We start from the raw sequence: 24,696 nt of genomic DNA, 5'->3' as shown, positions 1-24,696 counted from the left end.
CTAGTATACAACAGACTTATTAGATAATGCAATCGACAATTCAACTATTTATGATGCTATTTTTTTGTTAATTATGCACATATATTTTTGGTTTTTATGAATTATTTTGAAAAATAGTACATTGCTACTTCATCTGTTTCTCGATTCGTTGCTACGATTATATCTTGATTTTGATACTCTAAATAAATTGCATTAGCTGGCCCGCGTTCTTGGTCTATGACTTCACAATGATAAGTTTTTTTTGTTTTATCATATGTAAAATAAAGCAGAGCCTTATTACCTTGTCTGTGTCCAATCACCACAGCATTTTTTCCTCCAATCTTTGCACAGCAAATAGCGTGTAAAAAATCCATCCTCTGATGCTCATAAACCTTAGTATATTCACCATTCGTAAATTTATATATTTTTAATTCATTTCCGTGAAAAGGAGAGATCGTTACTAACTCTGGCACTTGATCCCCATCCATATCTAGCAGACAAGCATCACTTGCAGGCTTATTCAGCAGCATTTTTATGCTCCATTTTTCATTTGGATGCTTTGGTGGCTCAAAGAGATAAACCCCGCTCTCTGAAGAAATAATAGAAGCTGGCCGTTGATTGAATGTTGTTCTATAATAACCATGATTTTTTAAAAGATTATCTTTGATTACTTCAAGCATTAGGGGATTGTCCTGATTAACGCTACTCAAATCAGTTGGTAATATTGCTGCATATACCTTTCCTGGTTTTCTCCAATCCTCATTATATTCATGTCCTGATTTAAGCGTTGCTGCTATGAGATAATTGACTCCTTTGATACTTAAAATATCAAAACGGTGTACATGCGGAAGCTCTACTAAAGTACGAATCTCCCAATCACTTTTTTTGCTTGGAGTCACAATAACAATTTTTGCTTTCTTTGAATCATTTGGTGAATAAAACTGTTGTATTGCTAAAAACTGACCATTCGTACCAGGTACCTGAGTCATTCCCATTGTTCCGCCAGGCTGCTCCCAAATTGTGTCTTCCAGCTCTCCCTCCATGTCAAAGAGCAGACAACGTTCTACTATCTCACTTGCTACTAACAAATGCTTTTTCTTGTTATATTCTAAGGGCGCAAGAAAGTAGCACTTTTTTAAATTAGAGATTACTTTTTTTTCTATTTTCATACAATTTCTCCTTTACTGACCATAGTAGGCATTCTCATTTGCTTATCTAATATGTCTCCAATCATTTTTCGGGCACAAAATATATCTTCTTTCCATTTTTCTTGACCTATATACCAAAACTCTGTTACATATTTTCTTATACCTAACTCCCACGCAGTTTTTATTACACTTTCAAAGTTTACATGACCGGATCCAAATGAAATTTCTCTGAACTTTCCCGGAACCGTTTCCTTTAAATGAATTGAAGTAATATGTCCTGCTCCACTTTTTAAATCCTCCTCTACAGAGGTTCCATAATAAACTGCTGCATTTGTAATATTTCCTGCATCCGGATATACATTTAAATACGTTGAGTTTATCATACTTACATATTTCATTGATTTTTCTACTGTATTCATAAATTCAGTTTCCATTGTTTCAAATCCCAGCAATACTCCCGCTCTCGCACTCATAAGTGTGGCTTGTCTAAGATTATGTTCAAATATTTTTCTTGTCTCTATAGTGGACTCCTCATAATAAACATCATATCCAGCCAATTGAATAATCCTAATTCCAAGGTCATCAGCCAACTGTATTGCTTTTTCCATAATTTCCATGCCATACTTACAAATCTTTGGATCTTGGCTTCCTAAAGGATATTTTCTATGCCCAGACAAGCACATAGTACGAATTGGAATACCGACTTCATACATAGTCTTAACTAATTCAAGACGTTCTTCACGACTCATATTAAGCCTCGCCAATTTTTCGTCACTTTCATCAATGCTAATTTCTAAGAAATCATAACCAGCATCTTTTGCTATTTCTAACTTTTCTTGCCAGGTTAAATACACCGGCAATGCTTTCTCATAAATTCCTAATGTGTATGCTTTCATAAAACTCCTTTCGCACTTCGAATAGAACGTATTTTTTATGTATTGTTTATGTTTATATCATGTATACAACACCAATATTAATACGAGTTTTACTAGATGTCAAGCACAAAAAAGGAGCAAGTTTTTCTTGCCCCAGTAGTCGAATATGAAATTGCTAATCTTTCTTATTTCATCTGTTTATATTGATTTAAATAGCTATATAATGCACCCACCAGATTAGCATCGCTTGTAAATTCACATGCTTTTACTTCTGCCTGAGGCATATAGCTAGAATATTTATGATAAGGCAATTCTTCTAAAATATGATCCCAATTCTTCTTGATCGTTTCTATTAATATCGGCTGTCTGCTTATTCCACCTCCGATTGCAACTACCTCCATATCAAGCAATACCTGAAGATTATATAACTCAAGTGCTAAACTTTTTGTAACCTCCTCAAACACCGCTACCGCCTGCTCATCACCCTCGTGTATTAATTCAAATGCCTGATATCCATCAAAGTTTTCATCTTCTATGTTTTTTGCAGCCTTTATTTTATTTATCATTGAAACAGAAGAACATCCCACGCCAAACATACTTTGGTGATTTTTGTAGTCTTTTATATTTGTACATAAATAGCTTAATTCTCCTGCAAAGAAATGCTGCCCTCTAAGAACTTTTCCATCTATTATAATACCACCGCCTATTCCGCTGCCAAGTACCATTACCAAACCATTCCTACATCCCTTTAAGGCACCTTTCCAATATTCTGCAAGTGCAACACACTTACCATCATTATTGATATGAACTTTTGTATTACATTTCTTTGATAATAGGCTGGCAAATGGTTGATTCTGGTTAAATGTTAAATAGCCTCCTGTATGACAAAAACCATTTTCTTCGTCAATCACACCAGGCATACTTATCGCAATACCTTTCGTGTCTGCCCCATGCTCTTCATAAAGTTCCTTGATAAATTCAAGAAAACCATCTAAGCCTTGGTCACTTCTTGTCTTTGTCACACCCTTTTCTAAAATATCTGCATCCTGATTCAAAACTCCGTATTTCGTATCTGTTCCACCAACATCAATAACAAAATATTTATCCATTGTATTTTCCTCTTCTTTCTTTACTTTTATATCTATTTTTCTCTAATCAGACCGCCAATTTCACGGCTGCTTTTGTCAATTAGATGTTAAAACTAATTTCCCTCATTCCACTCTTGCTCTTTCATTTAAAACTATTATATTAGAATATTTTTTAATTCCAACATCACAAAGTATTTAATATTTTACAAAAAAATGTCCATTTGGGCTAATTTTAATTTACTATAACAATTATTGCTTTTATTAAATTAAATTTATTCAAATATTTGTCTTTTTTTATTCATTTTTTTATTCTATTTCTTTCAAATATAAACTTTACATTGTAACTATGCTTTTAAAAGCTAATATAAAACTCATATTTTTGACAACTTGTCTTAATTATGATAGATTTATTTTTATAATGATGAAGAAAGGGTTGTACAAAGATGGAAAATGACAGTCATGAGCTGATACATTATGACGCTGATATACCAATTCGCTTTTTTATTAGCAAGCTAAGCGGATATGAAACAAGGCACTGGCATTCAAGCTGCGAAATCATACTTGTTTTAAGCGGTCAGCTTGTTGTTAACGTAGATGATTTAGTATATACCTTAAATGAAGACGATTTAATCGTTATTAACGGTGATGCAATCCATGATTTAAAATCAGAGGCCTGCGAGATAATACTATTACACATGGATTTAGAACGCATCTATTACAATAATGCAAAGTTAGAGAACTATTTTGTATGTTGTTCTACTAATAAAAAAAGCTCTTATGCAGATTACAACTATATTCGTTACTTGCTTGCAAGAATCATTCAGACTAATTCTGATATTAAAAACAATCACAAAACAATGGCTATTATTTATACTCTTTTAAACGAATTAAATACCTCCTTTTGTGAAATTCATTCTTTTTCCTCCCATTCGGACAAGCATAATGAACGGATTCGTATGATTACAAAATATATTAAGCACCATTTCAGAGAAAATGTAACACTTTCTGATTTAGCCCAAAATCAGAATCTTTCGGTATCCTATCTTTCGAAATTTTTTGAAAAACACATGCACACCAATTTTATTCATTACTATAATAGCATCAAGTTAGAGCATGCTGTAAATGAATTGTTATCAAGTGATGCTACCATCGAAAACATTGCTGTTAATAATGGTTTTTCTGATTCACGTTCCTTTGTCAGTGCCTTTAAGAAAAATTATGGTATCCGCCCAAGTGAATATCGTAAAAACTATGTTAAAAACAATTGTAGCATTACAAAGCCGATTCTATCCTCTGCAAAATGGACTTACATCAACCTAAATGATACAGCTAAACTGGAAAAACTCGGTAAGTATTTGAAGCTGTTTGACCATGAAATACCGGAATCTGACTACCAGATAAAAACCATAGACTGCGGCTCAGTTGATTTTAATGCTCCTCTTAGTATACTTCATCACTATTACCGCAGTATGCTGACCGTCAATTCTGCAAAACTCTTGTTATATGAATCCGTTCGGGATATGATACGAAAAGCTCAAAGTGAAATTGGTTTTCAGTATATTAGCTTCAATTCTCTTCTTTCTGATGATATGATGATTTATCATGAAAATGCTTATGGAGACTCCATATTAAGCTTTACTTATGTCAATGAAATTCTGGATTTTATAATCGGACAAAAATTAAAACCTTTTATCCGTCTTAATTATATTCCCAGAGACTTAGCTAACAATACTTCTAAAACGGTGTATTTTAAAAAAGACTTCATAAGTAAACCAAAGGATATGAATAAATGGATTCTGCTGGTTGAAAAGCTGTTTTTGAATTTCATACAGCGTTATGGATTAAAAGAAGTTTCCTCATGGCCTGTCAATATTTGGAATGAACCTGCGGCCAGCATCTTTTCCTTTGATGATGAAGAAGATTTCTTTTTCTTCTATACCGAAACATTCTGTATCATTAAACAAATGCTGCCTACTGTTAAAATCGGCACACCTCCAATGACTTTTTTAAACTTTGAATGGTTTCAAAGATTTAATGATTATATCAAGTCTAAGAACTGCACACCTGATTACATTGACTTGCATTACTACGATGATGCGGCAGCAACAAACATTCAACTTGAAGAAAGCTTTGACAAATCTTTGTTTTTTAGTAATTTGAGTCAATATGATATATTAAATAATTTAAATACAGACCCTAATGCCTTTTTTTTCTATTTAAATAAATTTAAAAATAATATGAAAGAGCTGGGATATGGAAAACTACCTCACTATCTTTCCGAGTGGAATCTTACCTTATCCTGCCGTAATCGAATTAACGATACCTGTTTTAAATCCTGCTATTTGACAAAAAATCTATTAGAAAACTACGACCGCCTTCAATCCTTTGGCTATTGGAGTATTACGGACCGACACGAGGAAATGCAAATACCAAGCTCACTTTATCACGGTGGATTTGGCTTATTGACCATGAATGGCGTTCCCAAAGCCTCCTATAACGTACTAAGACTGATGAAGCGTCTCGGAAGCCGATTTCTAGGCAGAGGTGATGGCTGGTTTGTTACTAAGGAAGATAACCGAATTATTATTGTTTATTATAACTATGAGCATTATTCAAAGCTCTTTGCTTCTGGAAAGTTATTCGATATGACGAACAGTGAACGCTACATTCCTTTCTCAAATGAGCAGGATGCAATTGCCAAAATTACTCTTTCAAACCTGCCGGGACGTCGATGCACCATCAAAGAATTTTTTGTAAACCGTAATTATGGTTCTTCATTCGATAATTGGGTTCGTATGGGAGCCGAATCCTTAAATGAAGAAGATTTAGCGTTGTTAAAAGCAACCTCCTCTGAAGGCTTATACATTCATAACGAGGAAATTCTTGGAGGTCACTTAACCATTACTTCTGTTTTAGAGCCATTGGAGGTGAGAATGTTAGAAATTGAAATTATCGAATGACAGCATCTTATTCTTATTAACGGTTCAGATTAGTAAAATAAATGTCATCTGCACTATCTTATTAAAGAAATTTTAATGTGCTATAGGGATAAGTCTTTTGCCTAGTGACTTATCCCTACATCATACCTGCTAAAATAACGGATGCCACAATACCTGCTATATTTGACAATAAAGCCCCGGCAAGTGTCCATCTGGTTTTCGTAACCTTAGCCGCCATAAAATAGATACTCATTGTGTAGAATACAGTTTCCGTACAGCCCATCATAATAGAGGCCGTTAATCCAATATGTGAATCCGTTCCGTATTCTTTATACAAGTCAAGTGCAAGTCCGGTAGCCGCTGAGGAGGAAAATAATCTCACTATGGAAAGCGGAACAAGTGCTGAAGGAAAGTGAATTAAATTTGTAACTCTTCCTATCATCTTTGAGATAAAATCTAAAAAGCCGGAAGCTCTTAAAATACCAACTCCCATCATTAATCCAATGAGAGTAGGCATAATACTAATTACTGTTTTAAAACCATCGGCCGCACCTTTAATAAACTCATCATAAATATTTTTCTTCATCAACAATCCAAAACCTACAATATAAAATATCATAAGTGGCATAATGAAATTTGATAAAAAGATTAAGATGCTCATCTATGCTTCACCGCCATTATCTTTGCAAAAATAATGCCGAAAATCGTTGATATCAAAGTTGCTACTATAGCAGGAGCTGTTATAATTGCAGGATTTACAGATCCGTACTGACTTCGGTATGCAATAACATTGATTGGAATAAGCTGCAAGGAGGACATATTAATAATTAAAAAAGTACACATTTCAATACTGGCAGTATCTTTATTATGGTTTAATTCACTAAGATGTTCCATCGCCATCAATCCCGCAGGCGTCGCGGCCCACCCAAGTCCTAAAATATTGGCAATTATATTCGTTGTTATGTATTCTCTTGCCTTATGCCCTTTTGGAATATTAGGAAACATAAAGTCTACAAATGGTTTTATCTTATTGGTAGCTGACGTTATAATACCTGACACTTGAGCAATTTGCATCAAGCCTACCCATACCCCCATGATGCCAACCATAGTTATACAAAGTTCCACAGCTTCTTTTGCAGAATCCAGAGCTGCTGCCGTTATATCCGTCATTGTACCATTAAAAGCTCCATATACAATCCCAATAATAATCATGGCACCCCATAAATAATTAAGCATGTAAACTCCATAACATTCTTTTTAGTATATTATGCCATTTTAATTCTAATCATTACACTATTTTAAGTTAATCATCTTGACACAATAATTCATCTCCTTGCAATACATTATTTGCAATAGGCTTCCTGTATTTGCTCCTTATTCTTTTAGTTGATTGCAAAAACAAATACTGGTTCATATACAGAAAAAGCCCTTGCGCCATATCAAAACCTTTGATTAATTCTGCATCTTGCTTATTATTTAAAACATTTAAATCATAATCAATATATACATTACCCTCTTGATATTCTTTTATTCTTAACACAGAACTACAAATCTTAACTGGTACTGCCGATGTATCAGACCCTTCTGCTATTGTTACCGGTAAAGACAAAATTTTTAGAATGGCTTGCAACCAGCTTACATCACTTTCCACTCTAATCTTTGTAAGTTTTTGAAAAATCTGGATAAAATCCTTAATGTTTCCATCATTTTTTAAAATTCTTCCTTCCATCGCTTGTCCTCGTATTCCATCCAGAGCATCCTTATATGCAATAAGTAAAGTTTGACTTACATTATATTCACCTTTATACATAGCTTCAAAAACACTTTCAAATAAATTTTGAAGCATTTTAACACTCATTTTATCTAAATCTTTCTCCTTTGTATGCTTCATAAAAAAATGAAAACGATTTCGCCACATATAATACTGAATAAATGTATTATCTTTTCTGATATGAGCGCCCATCTCATGGATTGCTTTGGCTTTTCCTATCGCTGCGACCTTATATCCTGCCTGTTTAATACAATATCCCCATTCCATATCATCCCAGTAAATGAAATTATCATCTGGCATTCCCCCTACTATTTTAATTACCGATGTCGGAACCATAACAACACATGCAGCAACGGTGTCACAATATACTATTTCAGGCACTTTTTCACTATCCTCTACCTCGTTATACAGCGTTTCTGCCTGAAACTTTTTAAAATCTATTCTAAGACCAAATTGTTGGATTATATTCGTATTTTTTGAAAAATATATTTTTGCTCCAACCATACCAACGTCTTTATTCATATTAAGAAAGCATTTCATTGATTCCAATGCTTTTTCATCAATCATTGCATCATTATCTAAACAGCATACATAAGTATAACCAAGTTCTACCACTATGCGAATGCCGGTATTAAAGCCCCCTGATCCTCCTAAATTCATTTTGTTTTTGATTACCGTTACCGTGTTTCCATATTGCTTATGTATTGCATCTGCTGAACCATCTGTAGAAGCATTATCCACAACATAAATATCATAATCTTTAATTGAAGATTCTAAAACAGCCTGTATACAAGCAAGCACATAATCCTTTTTATTATAATTACAAATTACAATTCCAATTGACTTCATACCTATACCTAACAGCCTTTATTGTGAGTTTTTTTTTACAAATTTTAGATTATCATAATCAAAAATTTATTACAATAAGCTTCACCAAACCTTCACATTACACAAATAGTAAATTTTTATCTGACTTACCAATAATTATCGATAGAATATATGTATAAAAAACGTTACAATTAAAATGTAAACTTAATAGTAATATTAAAATACTTTTCATTTAACAATAAAACAATGATTTACGATACAGCAGGAGGTATTGTATGCCTAAAAAATATATCGTCGCTTTGGTTTCATTGCTTCTGATAACCTGTTTCATTCTATTTGGTATATATGATCAGAATAATACTATAATTAAAATGTCTTACCCAGAATTTTTAAAAGCAGTGGAAGAACAGCAGGTGAAAGAAGTAACTTTTACAAATAACACAAATACATTTCAAACAAAGCTTGTAAATGACAACGATACTGTTTATAGCGTACCCAATCCAAAAACAGAAAATTTTACAGAATCGTTATTATTGCAAAATATTACTGTGAACTATGGCAAAAGCGGCTTAGTTCCTATGAACTTAATGATACTTATTTTTCTTGTATTGGGAAGCGGGGGAATCTGGTATGTTCGTAACCGCAAAAATAAATCTTTAATAAAAAATGTCAATAAGACAAAAGAAAAAAATTCACTGATTACACTTAATCATGTGGCTGGAAATGCCGAAGCCAAAAATATGCTTGAAGATGTAATAAGCTTTATTAAAGAACCAGATAAATATGCATCCGTTGGAGCCAGAATGCCAAAGGGCGTACTCTTATATGGCCCTCCCGGTACCGGTAAAACCCTTATGGCAAAAGCAGTTGCAGGTGAAGCTAATGTTCCATTTTATGCAATGAGCGGTTCTGATTTTGTTCAAATGTATGTTGGAGTAGGTGCAAGCCGTATACGAAGTCTTTTTCAGAAAGCCAAAAAAAGCGAGAAAGCTGTTATTTTTATTGATGAAATTGATGCTATTGGTAAAAAACGAGCACGAGGCAACTCAAGCAGTAATGATGAGCGTGATCAGACTTTAAACGCATTGTTGACTGAAATGTCGGGCTTTCATGAAAATTCTGGAATTATTGTAATTGGAGCTACAAACCGATTAGATACATTGGACGAGGCACTTCTACGTCCAGGTCGATTTGACCGACAGATTGAAATTGGTTTACCCGATATCAACTCCAGAAAGAAAATATTGTCACTTCACGCAAATACCAAACCACTTGCTTCTGACATTGATTTGGATGCACTGTCCAAATCGACGGTATATTTTAGCGGTGCTATGCTTGAAAACCTACTTAATGAAGCTGCCATCTATGCCGCCAATGACAATCAACAAATTATAACAAACGAAAATATTGAAAAAGCCTTTTATACAGTTTTGGCAGGCTCTCCCAAAATTGATCGCTCCTATATCACCGAACGCGATAAGAAAATTACTGCTTACCACGAGGCTGGACACGCCCTAATAACCAAATTGTTACTTCCTGAAAATTATATTTCAAAAGTAACCATTATTCCAAGCGTTAATGGTGCAGGCGGCTTTAACCTGACTATTCCAAAGGATACACTATATCAGAATCAAAGACAAATCAAATCTACCATACAAACTCTTTTGGGTGGTAGAATTGCAGAGGAACTAATTTTTGGTGCAGAGGAAGTGACGACCGGTGCCAGTAATGATATTCAAAAGGCCTCCTCTCTTGTACTTAATTACATTAACAAATTAGGTATGGATGCAGAGCTTGGATTGTTTAGCTTATCCTGCCTTGAATACGACTCTGACAGTCATCTGATTGAAAAGTGCAGAAGCATGATGAATTCCTTGTATGAGGAAACCAAACAACTATTACAGGTTAATCTTCATTTACTGGAAAAAATAACAGCCGAATTACTCGATAAAGAATCCTTAAGCGGTAATGATATTGACCGTATTTGTGCGTAGCCTCTTGCTATAGCAGGAAATTTCTTATATTACACGACTCCACTTGTCTTATTAATAAATATTATAGTATAAATAGAGTCTTATAAAAATTATTTATTCATTTGATAATCATATCTACATAGTGCTGGCACCTTATAGATATGATTATCAAAGAATATTTCTAAGCCTTTAAATTCCATTATTTTTATCTATAATCTCTACAAATCCTTTATAAAAATCACAGTGTTTTTTATCAAAAGCAGAAAAAAGATATCTTCCAAATATTTTTCCTGTCTCATATCCCATGCTTTTTAATATATCAATATGAGGTAAAAAATCTTCTCTTGTTGGATTTCCATATCCCACTGCAAGAGGAAAAGTAATATAGCTTTGATTTTTATCCTTTTCTTTCCATAACAATCTGCTTTTTGTTGAAAACGCTTTTGTCATACCAATTTGGGGACATGAGGTGTCGTTATCATAGTAAATTAGGTTCTCATATTGGTCACTTATGCATTCAGACCAAGCCTCAGGATTTTGATAATCAAAGGAATAAAGCACTTTAAAATCAATAGCCTCCTGCTGGTACGGTCTGTTTACAATTTCCATATAGGTATTAATATTGATCATTCTTTTCTTAAGTTCCGCTTTCGATTTAAGCAGTCTGTCTATTTCATTCTCAAGATTTTTATCCAATGCAATCAGACTGTCTTTTAAATCTTTTGGTGTTACAGCCTTTAGACGCTTCATTTCCTTTAATGGCATATTAAGCGATCGGTAATAAACCATATCGGACAGAGCAATCAATGTATGTCTCGAATATTCTCTATAATTATTCACATCATTTCTGGTTAAATCAATTAAGTTTTCACTGTCCCAATATCTAAGAGTCGATTTAGGAACATTTAAAAGCTGTGATATTTCTCCAATCGATAACGGTTGTTTCATATATTTCTCCTTAAAAAGTATTTTTTTACATAGCTTACTACACTTTCTATTGACATTCAAGTTGCTTTAAGGTTTATAATAACATTTGTGCTTCTTAAACAGCATCATCATTTAATAGAAAGAAGACTTTATTATGAAAACTTTAGATTTACTAAATGACAATATAAAAACTTTGTTTTTTAAATACTTATTTCCATCCATTAGCGCAACGATGGTTACATCTATTTATATACTGGCAGATACCATTATGATTGGAAAAGGAGTTGGAGACAATGCAGTAGCTGGTCTTAATATTATACTTCCCATGTTTTCCTTATTTTTTGGTTTGGGCTATCTTTTGGGCAACGGAGGTGCAATCCTTATGTCCGTTTCTCTTGGCATGAAAGATTATAAAAGAGCTCAACAATATTATTCAACAGCGCTGCTTTTAGCTTTTTTATTTTCTGTATTATTCACATTACTATTTGCAATCAGCTTCGAACCTCTCATCCGCCTTTTGGGTGTCACAGATACTACATACGAATATGTGAGTATATATGGTAAATTTTTATTATATGGTATCCCCTTTTTTATATTTTCTCCTTTTTTACAAATATTTATCAGAAATGATGGAGCAGCCAAGAAGGCTATGTCAGCGGTCGTGACCGGCGGTATTTTAAATATAATACTGGATTATATCTTTATTTTTAATTTTGACTGGGATATGGCAGGAGCTTCACTCGCAACTGTAATTGGTACTTTTACTACTTTTTTGATTTTATGCACACATTTATTTACAAAAAACAATACCTTACACTTTCGCTTTTCCTCTGTATCCATAAAAAGAGTGAACGCTATAATTGTTAATGGTTTATCAGCATTTTTTGTAGAAATTTCTGCAGGTATTGTAATTTTTGCCTTTAATCGCCAGTTACTTATCTATACCGGCGTTGCAGGTATTACTGTTTACAGTATTCTCTCCAATACTGCTGCTGTAGTCTCCTCTCTAAACAATGGAATTGCACAAGCAGCACAGCCTATTATTTCTAGAAATTTTGGCGCTGGTAGAAAAAGCAGAGTTCAGACAACTATGAAATATGGATTATTCTCTGCTTTTACAGCAGGTGCAATATTAACAATAACCTGTTTTTTATTTCCTAATCTGGTCATCCATGCATTTTTAAATCCTACAAAAGAAATTTATGAGATGGCAATGCTGGCAATTCGTTTTTATTCCTTTGCCTTTTTTACAATGGCAGGAAACATTTTTTTAAATACTTATTTTCAATCAGTGCTACGTCCTAAGCTGGCACTCCTAATCAGCTTTTTGCGCGGATTCATTTTAAACTTAACTTTTTTATACCTGCTTCCGCTTGTATTTCACGTAAATGGAATATGGCTTACCATGCCATTAACTGAAGTTATTACTTTATTAATCGCCTTTTTTCTGTTAAAAAGACTCTCACTGGCAGCTAAAAATGAATGTAAAACAAATATTCTAAATAGCTAAATGTTTTATGAATGAATCACATTCAGCTATTTCATAATATTTCAGGAGGTTATATCATGAGTATCACTTATCGATTATTAAAAAAGGAGGAATTTTCTTCTGTTTATAAATTAATGCAAGCATCTTTTCCGCCTGCTGAATTACGATCCTTTCAAGATGCAATTACTTTGTTTAGTAATCCAAGCTACCGCATATTAATAGCAGAAAAAAATAAAATAATTGAAGCTTTTATTGCTGAATGGTGCTTTGAAAAATTCCATTATATAGAGCATTTTGCTGTGCATCCAAAAACAAGAGGAAATGGCCTTGGATCAAAGATAATGCGAGAATATCAAAAGCAGCTAAATTGTCCTGTCATAATTGAAGTGGAGGCTTTCGCTACTAAGGAATCGAAACGTAGAATTTCTTTTTATGAACGGCTTGATTTTAAACTAAGCGATATTAAATATTTACAGCCTATTCTTCAAAAAAACACGAAAAGTGTTCCTCTTTGTCTTATGTGTTATCCATCGAGTATAGAAAAAGAGGCTCTGCTTAATATGAAAGATTATATCTTTGAGTTCGTTTATCGTTTATAAACTCTACATAATTTTTATTATTATACGGCTTATAAAACTTATTTTTCAAAAATATCCTTCCCTTTTCAATGACCTTTATGCTATCAAAGTTCTATTTATATTTTACTTCCACCTCTTCGTATTTCGATGTTCCTTCGGTTAAAAGTGACTCTGAGGTACCTTTTAAATATTTGTTAAAAAAAGAAAGTACATAGTCATTCATAATTTCCTCCTGCCTGCTGCCCTCAATTTCACCCAACATACCAATATAGCGAAAGGAAGGAAGCAATACAGTAAAATCCATAAAATCTGCATGTTTTGCCCCATTGATTGTAACAACTATGTAATTTGTCTGTTCTTCGGCGTAGCCTGCCTGAATTAATTCCTTATCCTCATTCCCATTCATAACCATAAACGGCTGTTCAATTATCTGATTCATACTATCTCCAAAGGCAGTGCCATCCATATTAATAAACGCTTTAAATCTGCTGTCTTTCAGACAAGTTTGCCCTGCTGTCGCACCTCCGAAAGAATGTCCAAAAACTCCCATATTCGTAACATCTATCTTATTTTCAAAGATACTTTTAATTTCTCCATTATTTAATTTTTCAATCTGATCTGCTACAAAAATTGTGTCATCACTCCAAATCTGTACACTTTCATAAGCAATACTACAATTAGCGATCGCATATCGTTCAAAGTCACTGCTTGTTTTATCACCTGAATATCCCTTGCTTACGATTGTTAACTCATTTTGAAACCGATTTAGCTGGTCTGTATTAAACGATAAAATTTTCCCGTCTGGATAGATGCTGGCAAAATCCTCATAAGGATGAGATATACTAAAAACAATATATCCATTACTTGCAAGCTCTTCCATCTGAAGTGTATTCTGACCGACAAAGCTACCATACCCACTAGAGAACAAAACAACCGGATACGTTTTTTCTTCATCTGATAAATTAGCATTTAAATAGCTGTGCGTTTTTATCATTGTAAAATAATTAAATAAATTAGGTAAACCAAGACGTTTTGCCATATAAGTACTTATAACCCCATCAGAAAAATAATTGACAGGATTTTGATTTGATTCAACAGTTGAAGGATACCATATTTGTACCGCAATTTCTCTGCTTTCATTCTCCTGCGTAAAAATCCCTGTTCTTGACTCATCAGTAAAAGACATTACCATCGTTCCTACCTGATAATCTCCTGAAGGATTTGAAAGCGTAACAATCGGAAATACAATTGGAAATACGATTGCAAGACTAATAAATATGGAAAATAAAAATATTACAAAAATTCTTATTGCTCTTTTTTCAATTCGAAATCCTGTTATCATTACTAAAAGTTCCAGTGATATAAGCACCAAGCCTATTATAAATGCCAAAAGCATCTGCAAACGATAACCATTAACAATTAAATTAATAATACTAGTCACAACAAATCCTGCTGCCAGCACTAAGCTTACCTTTTCTCTTTTTACAAATGTAATATTTATGGCTAAAGCAACCATAATAATAAGAATAAACATCTCTAATACTTTCATTGTACCACTCCTTGTATTATAAACAGATTCTTATATCATATTAAACAAGCTGCATTACTATCCCATTAATGGAATCTTAATGCAGCCTTAAATTTGAATCTAGATATCTTAAATATTCTTCTCATCGTATACTGGTAATTGTATGTTAAATATAGTTTTGTATTCTTGATTTGATGTTAATATAATACGTCCCCTGTGTCTCTCAATTATTTTTTTAGTAATTGCAAGACCAAGTCCGGTTCCCTGACCCGCTTTATTTTCATTTACACGCGTAAAAGGTTCAAATATCCTGCTTTTCATTGCATTTGATATTCCAATTCCATTATCTGCGATTTGAAGGACAATCTTATTTCTTTCCCGCTTAAACAAAATCTGCACGCTTACCCCATTCGGATTATAGATCACTGCATTATTTAACAAATTACATACAGCCCTCTTCATTTGCTTTTCATCTATCTCAATAAAAACTGACTCCTCATCAATTACAATGTCAGGATTCATATCTTTATTTTCAAACTCCGGATAAAATTCACTTACGAGCTGTCTTAACCATTCTGCCATATCTACTTTGTTATAGGAAAATTCAAAGCCCTTGTCATCTAACTTAGCAATTTCAAACAGTTCATCAATCAACTGTGCAATGTAATCCGTTTTTTTATAAATATAACCGATATAGCGCATCCTTTCTTCACTGCTTAACAATTTTGACTCATAAAGCAATTTAGAAAAACCATAAATTGAAGTTATGGGTGTCTTTAAATCATGAGAGATTTCGGTCAGCATACGCATTTTGCTTTTTTCAATCCTCCTTTTATCCTCCTCACTCTCTTCCAGTCTTTTCGCAAGCTCATTGAAGCTGTCTCGTATACAGGCAAACTCTTTTTCTGCATTAAAATCCAATCTATACTTATAATTTTGTGCTTCCATTTCTTGTATTCCACACAGCATTAGCTTTAGTGGTTTATTTATATGCCTGACACGAAATCTATGATAAAAATACATTATCGTTAAAAAAAGCAATAAAAAAATCCCCATTAGTGAAATTAAAATAATTAGCTGCATACTATTTGGATGCTTCATCAAAGATGCTAAATTGGCTATAATTGAAACATGATACAACTCTTTTGGAAACTTAACAATATAAAGATATTGTTCCTTTTCCGGTCCTTCCACCGGATAAACATTATAGATATAAGGATACTGTTTGGAATCCTTATGAAGCGTCACAGAATAATCAAGCAACTGATAGACATCATAATCATAGGTATCATCCTGCTTACTTCCTTTGACAAAAATCACTTTACCGGCTTCATCCGCAATTTCTATCCATCCACCCAAGGCCTCAATACTTTTTGAATTAATGTTTTCAAAGGGATAGGTATAGGTGTCTTCTGCTTCCATTCCTTTCCAATCCAAATTCACAACAAGCAAATTTTCAAAAATCCAATTGCCAACCAAAATAGTAATTATATAAATAATTACAGTCAAGACAATTGCCGTGATAGAATTACCTACAAGAAATTGTCCAATTGTTCTCTTACGCTTCATAATAATTTCCCTTCAAAGCGATAACCAAGGCCTCTTATTGTCTTAATATACTTAGGTTTTTGTGAATCTTCCTCTATCTTGTCTCTTAGTTTACAAATATAAACCATAATAATATTCTCATCTCCCTCATATTCCTCCTCCCAGACATTTTCATATAATTGTCTTTTTGTAAAAACACGATTAGGATTTAAGGCAAGAAATAACAGTAATTTATATTCCATGGAGGTTAAGACAAGTCTTTTAGCTCCTTTAAACACTTCACATCTAGCCCTATTGATACAAAGTTCATCTACTTTAAGGTTCGTTTCCTCATGAATTAAATTTTCTTCCCCCTGTTTTATTTTTCTATATCTTCTTAATAAAACCTGAATTCTTGCAACAACCTCAAGTGGATTAAAAGGCTTAACCACATAATCATCTGCTCCCAGACCCAGACCCAATATTTTATCTGCATCTTCTCCTTTGGCAGATAAAAACATAATAGGTACATCATAAGTCTTCTGAATTTCTCTGATTAATGAAAATCCATCTGTGTCAGGCAGCATAACATCCAACAATATGACATCAATTTTTCTTTCCTTTAAAATTTTTAGGGCGGATAGACCATCGTATACACCATAAGACTGAAATCCGCTATTTTTAAGATAAATTGTCAAAAGCTCTACAATTTCTTGTTCATCATCAACGATAAGTACCTCTGCCATAAAATATCACCTCCCGTTTAGAAGTGCACTGTATACCTCTCTTTTCGAAATACCCCTGTCCTTTGCTACTGATTTCATAGCCTCCTTATGCTCTATCCCTTGTTCTTCATAATGCTCCATATGCTCTTTTAAGGACAACTCGCACCACTTTTGCCTACTCTCATTAGTCAGCTCCTGAAAGCTTTTTCCTTCTATTACAATCACGCATTCTCCCTTTGGCTCATTTTCTTTATAATAATCCAACGCTTGAGTAAAGGTTGATAAAAATACAGTCTCATGCTTTTTAGTTAACTCTCTGCAAATCGTAATTTTTCTATCTCCCAGATTAAGATACAGCTCCTCTAAGGTCTTAAGCAACCGATGCGGTGCTTCGTAACAAATTATTGTTCTGGTTTCATTTTTAAGACTTTCCAAAATAAGTGCTTTTTCCTTTTTATCAGCCGGTAAAAACGCTTCAAAACAAAATCTTCTAGTCGATAAGCCGGAAAGAGTCAATGCAGTAATACATGCAACTGCTCCGGGCAAAGACGTTACTTCAATACCATTTTCATAACACTGTTTAACCAACTCTTCTCCAGGGTCCGATATTCCTGGTGTTCCTGCATCTGTAATGAGAGCAATATTCTTACCGTTAAGCATTTTATCAACTAATTGCTTTGCCTTATCATACTTATTGAATTCATGATAGCTGGTCATTGGCGTTTTTATTTCAAAGTGGTTTAATAGCTTAATGCTGTTTCTGGTATCCTCCGCTGCAATTAAATCAACTTCTTTTAAAATTCTTATTACTCTAAAAGTAATATCTTCCAAATTTCCAATTGGTGTTGCACATAAATATAATTTTCCTGACATGTTTTCCTCTCTTTAAGCTTTCCTATTCACACATTTGTAAATAATTTGCCTCTTCGCATTGCCATCTACTAATAACCATAAATATCATAGATTTCATCTGTATATTTTCCCTGCTCTTTATATACAATCAAAGGTTTCTCAACCGTTATTCTTGATTTTCCTCCCTTTAATGCTTCAATTAATACCATATTTGGCTCTTTATCAATAAACGGATATACCAGCTTCATTCTTTTGGGTTCCAATTTATACTGAACCAGAGTTGTCATAATTTCAGCTAAACGGAATGGACGATGCACCATATAAAATCTACCGTTTACTTTTAAAATTCTGGCACTTTCTCTAATTATATCCTCCAAGCTGCAAAATATCTCATGCCTCGCGATTGCTTTTGGCTGTTCTGGATTAATAAGTCCATGGCTATTCGTCATATATGGAGGGTTTGTTGTTATAACATCAAAAGAGGCAGCCCCAAATAATTCTGAGGCCCCCTTAATATCACCTGTTACAATATTAATTTTATCTTCTAAATGATTATAAGATACACTTCTGCGTGCCATATCTGCACTTTCCTCTTGAATTTCAAGACCAGTAAAATGTTTCCCCTGCGTTTTTGCTTCTAAAAGAATAGGAATAATACCGGTACCGGTACCCAAATCCAATGCTTTTTCCCCTTGCTTTACCTTGGTATATCCTGATAATAGTACAGCATCCATGCCAAAGCAAAATTTTCCAGGATTTTGTATAATGTAATAACCGTTTCTGTGCAGTTCATCCAGTCTCTCATTCTGATTAAGCTTAATTGTCATCTAGCTTAGATTTCCCTTCACTTTTTTCTAAATATTCTAATTCTCTTAACTGGGCATCAGACAAATCAATTTTTTCTTTCTTTCTCTTTGGTTTAAACCTTAATTGGTTTAGCTTATACTCTCTGATTTCTTTCTCATCATTAAGTGTAACAATTACTTTTACCAATTGCCTTAGTACATTAACACTTTGAACTTCACCCTTTAAGTTATCATCAGTTGTTACAAAATCTCCTACATTAGGTAATCGACCGTTTAATTCCTCATAAGTTTCTTCCTCATTTTTAAGACAGCACATTAATCTGCCACAAACTCCTGATATTTTAGTTGGATTTAAAGATAGATTCTGTTCTTTTGCCATTTTAATTGACACAGGTGCAAATTCAGATAAGTGGGTATTGCAGCAAAGACTTCTTCCACAAATTCCAATTCCACCTAATATTTTTGTTTCATCTCTTACTCCAATTTGACGAAGCTCTATTCTGGTTTTAAAAACAGCAGCTAAATCCTTAACCAATTCTCTAAAATCTATTCTTCCGTCAGCTGTAAAATAAAACAATACCTTATTATTATCAAATGTATATTCGGCATCGATTAACTTCATTTCCAATCCATGCTTGTTTATTTTCTCTAAGCAAATCTTAAAAGCATCTTTTTCTTTTGCTTTATTATTTGCTTCAATTTCATCATCATCACAGGTTGCAACTCTGATAACATCCTTTAATGGCTGTACAACCTTTGAATCTTCAACCTCTCTGGGACCTATTACAACTGCACCATACTCTATTCCTCTCGCAGTTTCCACAATAACATGATCTCCCACATTTATGTCAAAATCCTTTGGGTCAAAAAAATAAATTTTGCCCGCAGCCCTGAATCTAACACCAATAATTTTTATCATCCTTGCTCCTTTCGCGTCTCTTTCATCATGTCTTTCTATATTAAATCATTAATTTTCTTTCATTGTAAGCAATAAAAGCTCCATTACCAACTCAAAATTTACATTTGCTTTTAAACGCACCTTTGCTTTATCAATCGCATCTATGATATTCTCTATTCCATTGTATGATCTTTCATTTGCTTGCTTTTTAATATCTGATATACTATCTTTAAACACTAAACTATTTACATCATTCGTAGCTTTAAATAATAAAACATCCCGAAACCACATTGTAATTAAATCTAAATAATCTTCAATGTTTAATTTATTTTCCGCTATTTTTTTAATATATTCTATTACCTCATACATCTCCATATCATTCATATTTCTAAGCATCGAAAATGTATCATCTTTAAGCTGATCAAAATCTTCTGTTGATGCCAGATTTATAGCCTTTCCAACATTACCCTGTGCAAATGCTACACTTATATTCGCTTTATAATCCGGAACCTGTTTTACTTCCATCAAATATCTCTTAATTAAATCATCTTCTACAAACCTTAAGTTAAGTGTAATACATCTTGACAATATAGTTTGAAGCAATGCTTCGTGATTCACTGTCAGTAAAACAATAACTGCATAGGCTGGAGGTTCCTCCAGAGTCTTTAATAATGCGTTCTGAGCTTGTAAAGTCAATTTATCTGCTTCATTTATAATATATATCTTATAATTACTGCTATACGGTTTAATTCCAATATCATTATTTAATTGTACCCTTATATCATCCACACCAATGCTACCTGGCTTTTCATGGGTTACCCATATAATATCTGGATGATTATTATTCATTGCCTGTATACATGACTTACACTTTCCACATGGCTCATCATTTCCAGTTTCACATTGAAGCGTCATTGCAAAAGCCGAGGCTAACATTTTCTTACCTGATCCCTCTTCCCCATTTAATATATAGGCATGAGATACCTTATCAAGCTTAATTGCACTCCTTAGATGTTCAATAACCTGTTTATGACCTATTATATTCTTAAATCCAGACATTTTTGGTACTCCAATCTATTATTATGTGGCTATATCCAATAATAATCCTTTTATTTCATCTATCTTACTTAAAATATTAAGATGATCTTTCTCATCACTCATTAATTCCTTGGCAAGTTCATCCAGATTTTCATCCACCAGTCTCACAATACCATATACTCTATGACGACCTCTTCTATCTAGAAAGTTTTCTCTGGAGAATTCATGTGAACGGGTAACTACTTCATTCATAAATTCCTTAACCAGACCTCTGTATTTCTTCATGTCGCGAATATCCATGTGCTTGGCAAGCTTGTCTCCCTGCTCTCCAATCTCTTGCATCAAGCCATTTAGTTTATCTTGTAAATCTTTCTCCTGTATGCTGCTAATTAAAGTAAACTTAAAACTATTATCCTTTTGCTGTAGCTTTTGAGTATTATCAATTGCAGCGGCAGATGAACTTTCATTAACCTTTAAATTCACATTTTCACCTCTTTTAATTTAAATTTCTATTTTAAATCCTTGCTTTACCAATCAGCTAAATATTTAATTTCTTTATTTACCTAATGTATTTATATTATACCATAAAGAATTTTTAATTTACAACCTTGTTTATATATTTAGAAACTTCCATGACACAATTTTCTAAATTATTGTTCTGAAATCTTATTCCTATTCCTGCCTTCAGTATCTTTTCTTCTGAAAAATCCTGCTGATCTGCAATAAATCTTCTACACATCTCTTCATATTTAGGAAACTTTTGCAACTGCTCTCGCCTTAGTGCTCTCTCTAATCGAATCCCATCGTCTACCTCTATATAAATTGGTATAATCAAATCATTTCCATAATATTTTTTTGTTTTTATAAACGATTCTACCGTTCCAATCATTAAATAATTATTATTTTCAATATTAATCTGATTATCATCTACGGTAAAATACCTCCAAAGTCCATAAACAGTTTGATAAGCTCTTACTTCAATAACTTTTCCTTCCCTTTTCAGTGCATCAAGCTCTTCATCGTTTACAAAAAAATACTCAACGCCGTTTGTTTCTCCATCGCGAATTGGTCTTGTTGTATACATTACAATACTATTTAAATTGAGCGATGCATCTTTTTGAACTCTTTTATATATCGTATCTTTTCCTGATGAACTTTTCCCAATAATATAAAATATTTTACCCATTTATCCACATATTCCTTCACTTATCAACCTTTTATTATTTATTAACTCTTTATTTCTATAAAACTTAAATCAACTAATTTAAATAAATTTATTCCTTAATCACTTGAATTATCTGATTTTCCTCATCTAACATACCTTCTATACTAAGTCCTTGCTTTTTATATTCTCTCACATTTCTAATTAGATTACCACTAATTACTTCTCCTGGAACCAAAAGAGGTACACCGGGCGGATACAAATACAAATACTCCGCAGAAATTCTACCTTTTGCATACTCTATATTACATTTCACTGCTTCCTGCTTTTGAGCTTCTGCTATTGAATAATAAATCTCAGATTCTAAGCATGAATTGAAATCATAATTACTATCAACATAATTTATACTTTTATCAATTTCAATTAGCGCATCTATTAATCTTTGAAACCCTTCCATGCTATCCATTATTGATGTCATACCTAACACATAGTCACCTGCTGCCATTTCCATCTGTAAATGATATTGATTTAACAGTCTTTTATATAAATCCATACCGGTTATATCGGTATTTTTAACAGATATAATTAATTTTGACCTGTCTAACCCAAATATGCTATTATGTCCAACTATAGATTCATCAACTATCTCTATCTTTTTTAATTTAGACAATTCGCATCTCAGATAAATTAACCGATCTACATACTCTCTAAACAAATCTTTCCCTTTGTTATCAATAAGATTTATACAATAATCAATACTTGCCATTAATAAATATGATGGACTGCTTGTCTGATATATGTTTAAATATTTTTTTAATTTTTCCCTGTCAACAATAGTCCCATTCACATGAATTAAAGCCGTTTGTGTTAAGGAGGGTAAAGTTTTATGAACGCTATGAACTACGATATCAGCACCCATTTTTATTGAATTATATGGAAAATACGGATGAAATCCAAAATGTGCTCCATGTGCCTCATCTACAATTAACGGTATATTGAATTTATGTACTTCCCTTGCTATACTTTCAATATCAGACACAATACCATCATAGGTTGGTGATGTAATTACAACTGTTTGAATATTTTTGTTATTTATTAACATTTGTTTAATATTTTCAGGGTTTAATCCACAATTTACACAATATTTAAGCGAATTTTGTGGATAACTATAAATACTATTTAATTCATTGAGGAAAATTCCATTATAAACAGCTTTATGGCAATTTCTTGCAATTAATATTGTTCCTCCCTTTGTTGTACATGCAGAAATAGCACTCAGCAATCCTACTGTAGTTCCATTAATTAAAAAATAGCTTTCCTCAGAATGATATAATTTTGCGGCCCTCTTTTGTGCTTCCAATAAAATGCCGTCGCTATGATGTAAATTATCAAAGCCGTCAATTTCAGTTATATCAATTTGAAATGGGTTAATAAACTTATTAAAAAGATTTCTCTTGTGTCCAGGCATATGAAATGGATAATAATTAGATTCATCATATTCTTTTAATAACTCATATAATGACAGCAATATATATTACCTCCTTTATTCCGATTATTTTATAATTAACATTAGAATATACAAAAATAGGAAGTGCTATAAACTAACACTTCCTATATAATAACAAATGAGACATCGGGGATTCGAACCCCGGACAACTTGATTAAAAGTCAAGTGCTCTACCAACTGAGCTAATATCCCATCTAATGCCCAGAACCGGAATCGAACCAGTGACACGAGGATTTTCAGTCCTCTGCTCTACCGACTGAGCTATCTGGGCATGTCCAATATACAGTTTTAAAATTGCGGGGGCAGGATTTGAACCTACGACCTTCGGGTTATGAGCCCGACGAGCTTCCAGACTGCTCCACCCCGCGTTATTAATATTTTATTCAAAAGTAATTATGGAACTCTTGCATTACTTATAAATAATTTGATAATGTAAGCTATATACTAAATAACTATTCTTAAAAAATGGATGGAGAAGGATTCGAACCTTCGAAGTCGTAGACAACAGATTTACAGTCTGCCCCCTTTGGCCGCTCGGGAACCCATCCATATAAAATGAAACACCTAACATAAAAAACAATCATTTGTCATTAAGCGCCCAATTCAAGCCGACGATCGGACTTGAACCGATAACCTGCTGATTACAAGTCAGCTGCTCTGCCAATTGAGCCACGTCGGCAAATACTAATTTACAAAATGAAAATGGGACCAACAGGGCTCGAACCTGTGACCCTCTGCTTGTAAGGCAGATGCTCTCCCAGCTGAGCTATGATCCCATGGTAAAACAATATAAAATTAAAAGCGACCCGAATGGGACTCGAACCCACGACCTCCGCCGTGACAGGGCGGCGCTCTAACCAACTGAGCCATCGGGCCTTATCATAATTGTATCTTCAAAACTGCACATTGAACTCGAAAAATATTTGACGCTTCTTAGCTCTTCAAGCTTCGCTTGTCGTTTGTTATTCTCTTTGGGTCATGCCCTCGACCGATTAGTAACAGTCAGCTCCATACATTACTGCACTTCCACCTCTGCCCTATCTACCTTGTACTCTTCA

21 protein-coding genes, 7 tRNA genes and 1 rRNA gene are annotated in these 24,696 nt (G+C 33.4%); 4 read left to right on the top strand and 25 right to left on the bottom strand.

The features are described from left to right. Positions 1-101 precede the first annotated feature (101 nt). The 3 genes from C8E03_RS20900 to C8E03_RS20890 all read right to left on the bottom strand — a co-directional run bounded on the left by C8E03_RS20900 (position 102) and on the right by C8E03_RS20890 (position 3,111). A complete protein-coding gene (locus C8E03_RS20900; RefSeq protein ID WP_110292038.1) occupies positions 102-1,148 on the bottom strand; it encodes a hypothetical protein in 1,047 nt (348 codons plus the stop codon). Beyond that, positions 1,145-2,023 (bottom strand): L-ribulose-5-phosphate 3-epimerase, encoded by an 879-nt coding sequence (locus tag C8E03_RS20895; RefSeq protein WP_110292037.1) that lies wholly within the window; start codon positions 2,021-2,023, stop codon positions 1,145-1,147. The genes C8E03_RS20900 and C8E03_RS20895 overlap by 4 nt, the downstream gene beginning before the upstream one ends. A 164-nt stretch (positions 2,024-2,187) precedes the next feature. Continuing rightward, positions 2,188-3,111, bottom strand: coding sequence for an ROK family protein (locus C8E03_RS20890; RefSeq protein ID WP_094376959.1), 924 nt, complete (start codon positions 3,109-3,111; stop codon positions 2,188-2,190). Positions 3,112-3,533: 422 nt separating this feature from the next. On the opposite strand from C8E03_RS20890, the gene C8E03_RS20885 reads away from it, so the two are divergent. Beyond that, a complete protein-coding gene (locus C8E03_RS20885) occupies positions 3,534-6,050 on the top strand; it encodes a GH39 family glycosyl hydrolase (protein ID WP_110292036.1) in 2,517 nt (838 codons plus the stop codon). A 115-nt stretch (positions 6,051-6,165) separates the two neighbouring features. Here the strand turns inward: C8E03_RS20885 and C8E03_RS20880 are convergent, their stop codons facing one another. The 3 genes from C8E03_RS20880 to C8E03_RS20870 all read right to left on the bottom strand — a co-directional run bounded on the left by C8E03_RS20880 (position 6,166) and on the right by C8E03_RS20870 (position 8,649). Then, positions 6,166-6,690, bottom strand: a complete 525-nt coding sequence (locus tag C8E03_RS20880) for a spore maturation protein (protein WP_110292035.1) — start codon at positions 6,688-6,690, stop codon at positions 6,166-6,168. Continuing rightward, positions 6,687-7,265 (bottom strand): nucleoside recognition protein, encoded by a 579-nt coding sequence (locus tag C8E03_RS20875; protein WP_094376956.1) that lies wholly within the window; start codon positions 7,263-7,265, stop codon positions 6,687-6,689. The genes C8E03_RS20880 and C8E03_RS20875 overlap by 4 nt, the downstream gene beginning before the upstream one ends. Before the next feature lie 67 nt (positions 7,266-7,332). After that, on the bottom strand, positions 7,333-8,649 hold the full coding sequence (locus C8E03_RS20870; RefSeq protein WP_110292034.1) for a glycosyltransferase family 2 protein: 1,317 nt from the start codon (positions 8,647-8,649) through the stop codon (positions 7,333-7,335). A gap of 254 nt (positions 8,650-8,903) precedes the next feature. Between C8E03_RS20870 and C8E03_RS20865 the strand changes: the two genes are divergently transcribed. After that, positions 8,904-10,622, top strand: coding sequence for an ATP-dependent metallopeptidase FtsH/Yme1/Tma family protein (locus tag C8E03_RS20865; protein WP_110292033.1), 1,719 nt, complete (start codon positions 8,904-8,906; stop codon positions 10,620-10,622). A gap of 168 nt (positions 10,623-10,790) precedes the next feature. On the opposite strand, the gene C8E03_RS20860 is transcribed toward C8E03_RS20865, so the two are convergent. Continuing rightward, positions 10,791-11,549 carry a MerR family transcriptional regulator gene (locus C8E03_RS20860; RefSeq protein WP_110292032.1) on the bottom strand — a complete coding sequence of 253 codons (759 nt, stop codon included), beginning with the start codon at positions 11,547-11,549 and terminating at the stop codon, positions 10,791-10,793. A gap of 133 nt (positions 11,550-11,682) precedes the next feature. Here C8E03_RS20860 and C8E03_RS20855 point away from each other — a divergent pair, with 133 nt between their 5' ends. Together C8E03_RS20855 and C8E03_RS20850 are read left to right on the top strand one after the other, a co-directional pair. After that, positions 11,683-13,038: an MATE family efflux transporter gene (locus tag C8E03_RS20855; RefSeq protein ID WP_094376952.1), complete on the top strand. Its 1,356-nt coding sequence runs from the start codon at positions 11,683-11,685 to the stop codon at positions 13,036-13,038. A 56-nt stretch (positions 13,039-13,094) separates the two neighbouring features. Further along, the gene (locus C8E03_RS20850) at positions 13,095-13,616 is read left to right on the top strand and encodes a GNAT family N-acetyltransferase (RefSeq protein WP_170123088.1); all 522 of its coding nucleotides are present in this window, start codon (positions 13,095-13,097) and stop codon (positions 13,614-13,616) included. A gap of 91 nt (positions 13,617-13,707) precedes the next feature. Here C8E03_RS20850 and C8E03_RS20845 read toward each other — a convergent pair whose 3' ends face one another. The 18 genes from C8E03_RS20845 to C8E03_RS20760 form a co-directional block, all read right to left on the bottom strand. After that, on the bottom strand, positions 13,708-15,144 hold the full coding sequence (locus C8E03_RS20845; protein WP_094376950.1) for an alpha/beta hydrolase family protein: 1,437 nt from the start codon (positions 15,142-15,144) through the stop codon (positions 13,708-13,710). Between the two features lie 108 nt (positions 15,145-15,252). Next, the gene (locus tag C8E03_RS20840) at positions 15,253-16,692 is read right to left on the bottom strand and encodes a HAMP domain-containing sensor histidine kinase (RefSeq protein WP_094376949.1); all 1,440 of its coding nucleotides are present in this window, start codon (positions 16,690-16,692) and stop codon (positions 15,253-15,255) included. Next, positions 16,689-17,396 (bottom strand): response regulator transcription factor, encoded by a 708-nt coding sequence (locus C8E03_RS20835; protein ID WP_094376948.1) that lies wholly within the window; start codon positions 17,394-17,396, stop codon positions 16,689-16,691. Before C8E03_RS20835 ends, C8E03_RS20840 begins: the two co-directional genes overlap by 4 nt. A gap of 6 nt (positions 17,397-17,402) precedes the next feature. Beyond that, complete coding sequence (rsmI, locus tag C8E03_RS20830; RefSeq protein WP_110292031.1) at positions 17,403-18,248, bottom strand: 16S rRNA (cytidine(1402)-2'-O)-methyltransferase; 846 nt, start codon at positions 18,246-18,248, stop codon at positions 17,403-17,405. Positions 18,249-18,316: 68 nt separating this feature from the next. Continuing rightward, the gene (locus tag C8E03_RS20825; RefSeq protein WP_094376946.1) at positions 18,317-19,054 is read right to left on the bottom strand and encodes a tRNA1(Val) (adenine(37)-N6)-methyltransferase; all 738 of its coding nucleotides are present in this window, start codon (positions 19,052-19,054) and stop codon (positions 18,317-18,319) included. Then, positions 19,044-19,952 carry a PSP1 domain-containing protein gene (locus tag C8E03_RS20820; RefSeq protein WP_094376945.1) on the bottom strand — a complete coding sequence of 303 codons (909 nt, stop codon included), beginning with the start codon at positions 19,950-19,952 and terminating at the stop codon, positions 19,044-19,046. Before C8E03_RS20820 ends, C8E03_RS20825 begins: the two co-directional genes overlap by 11 nt. A 48-nt stretch (positions 19,953-20,000) precedes the next feature. Then, positions 20,001-20,990, bottom strand: coding sequence for a DNA polymerase III subunit delta' (gene holB, locus C8E03_RS20815; protein ID WP_094376944.1), 990 nt, complete (start codon positions 20,988-20,990; stop codon positions 20,001-20,003). Between the two features lie 21 nt (positions 20,991-21,011). Continuing rightward, on the bottom strand, positions 21,012-21,452 hold the full coding sequence (locus C8E03_RS20810) for a YaaR family protein (RefSeq protein ID WP_094376943.1): 441 nt from the start codon (positions 21,450-21,452) through the stop codon (positions 21,012-21,014). A 112-nt stretch (positions 21,453-21,564) separates the two neighbouring features. Continuing rightward, the gene (locus tag C8E03_RS20805) at positions 21,565-22,155 is read right to left on the bottom strand and encodes a nucleoside/nucleotide kinase family protein (RefSeq protein ID WP_094376942.1); all 591 of its coding nucleotides are present in this window, start codon (positions 22,153-22,155) and stop codon (positions 21,565-21,567) included. Between the two features lie 88 nt (positions 22,156-22,243). Next, the gene (locus C8E03_RS20800) at positions 22,244-23,659 is read right to left on the bottom strand and encodes an aminotransferase class I/II-fold pyridoxal phosphate-dependent enzyme (RefSeq protein WP_110292030.1); all 1,416 of its coding nucleotides are present in this window, start codon (positions 23,657-23,659) and stop codon (positions 22,244-22,246) included. 98 nt (positions 23,660-23,757) lie between these two features. After that, positions 23,758-23,830, bottom strand: a tRNA-Lys gene (locus tag C8E03_RS20795). Positions 23,831-23,836: 6 nt separating this feature from the next. Further along, positions 23,837-23,909, bottom strand: a tRNA-Phe gene (locus C8E03_RS20790). 23 nt (positions 23,910-23,932) lie between these two features. Further along, a tRNA-Met gene (locus tag C8E03_RS20785) sits at positions 23,933-24,006 on the bottom strand. Between the two features lie 98 nt (positions 24,007-24,104). Beyond that, positions 24,105-24,186, bottom strand: a tRNA-Tyr gene (locus C8E03_RS20780). Positions 24,187-24,244: 58 nt separating this feature from the next. Then, a tRNA-Thr gene (locus tag C8E03_RS20775) sits at positions 24,245-24,317 on the bottom strand. 24 nt (positions 24,318-24,341) lie between these two features. After that, a tRNA-Val gene (locus C8E03_RS20770) sits at positions 24,342-24,414 on the bottom strand. A 26-nt stretch (positions 24,415-24,440) separates the two neighbouring features. Beyond that, positions 24,441-24,514, bottom strand: a tRNA-Asp gene (locus C8E03_RS20765). Between the two features lie 96 nt (positions 24,515-24,610). Beyond that, positions 24,611-24,696 (bottom strand): 23S ribosomal RNA (locus tag C8E03_RS20760); the annotation flags it as partial.

Source organism: Lachnotalea glycerini, from assembly GCF_003201285.1.
In the GTDB taxonomy this organism is placed as follows: Bacteria; Bacillota; Clostridia; order Lachnospirales; family Lachnospiraceae; genus Lachnotalea; species Lachnotalea glycerini.
The sequence above is the reverse complement of the archived record's forward strand: the minus strand, read 5'-3'. Positions and strand labels throughout refer to the sequence as shown.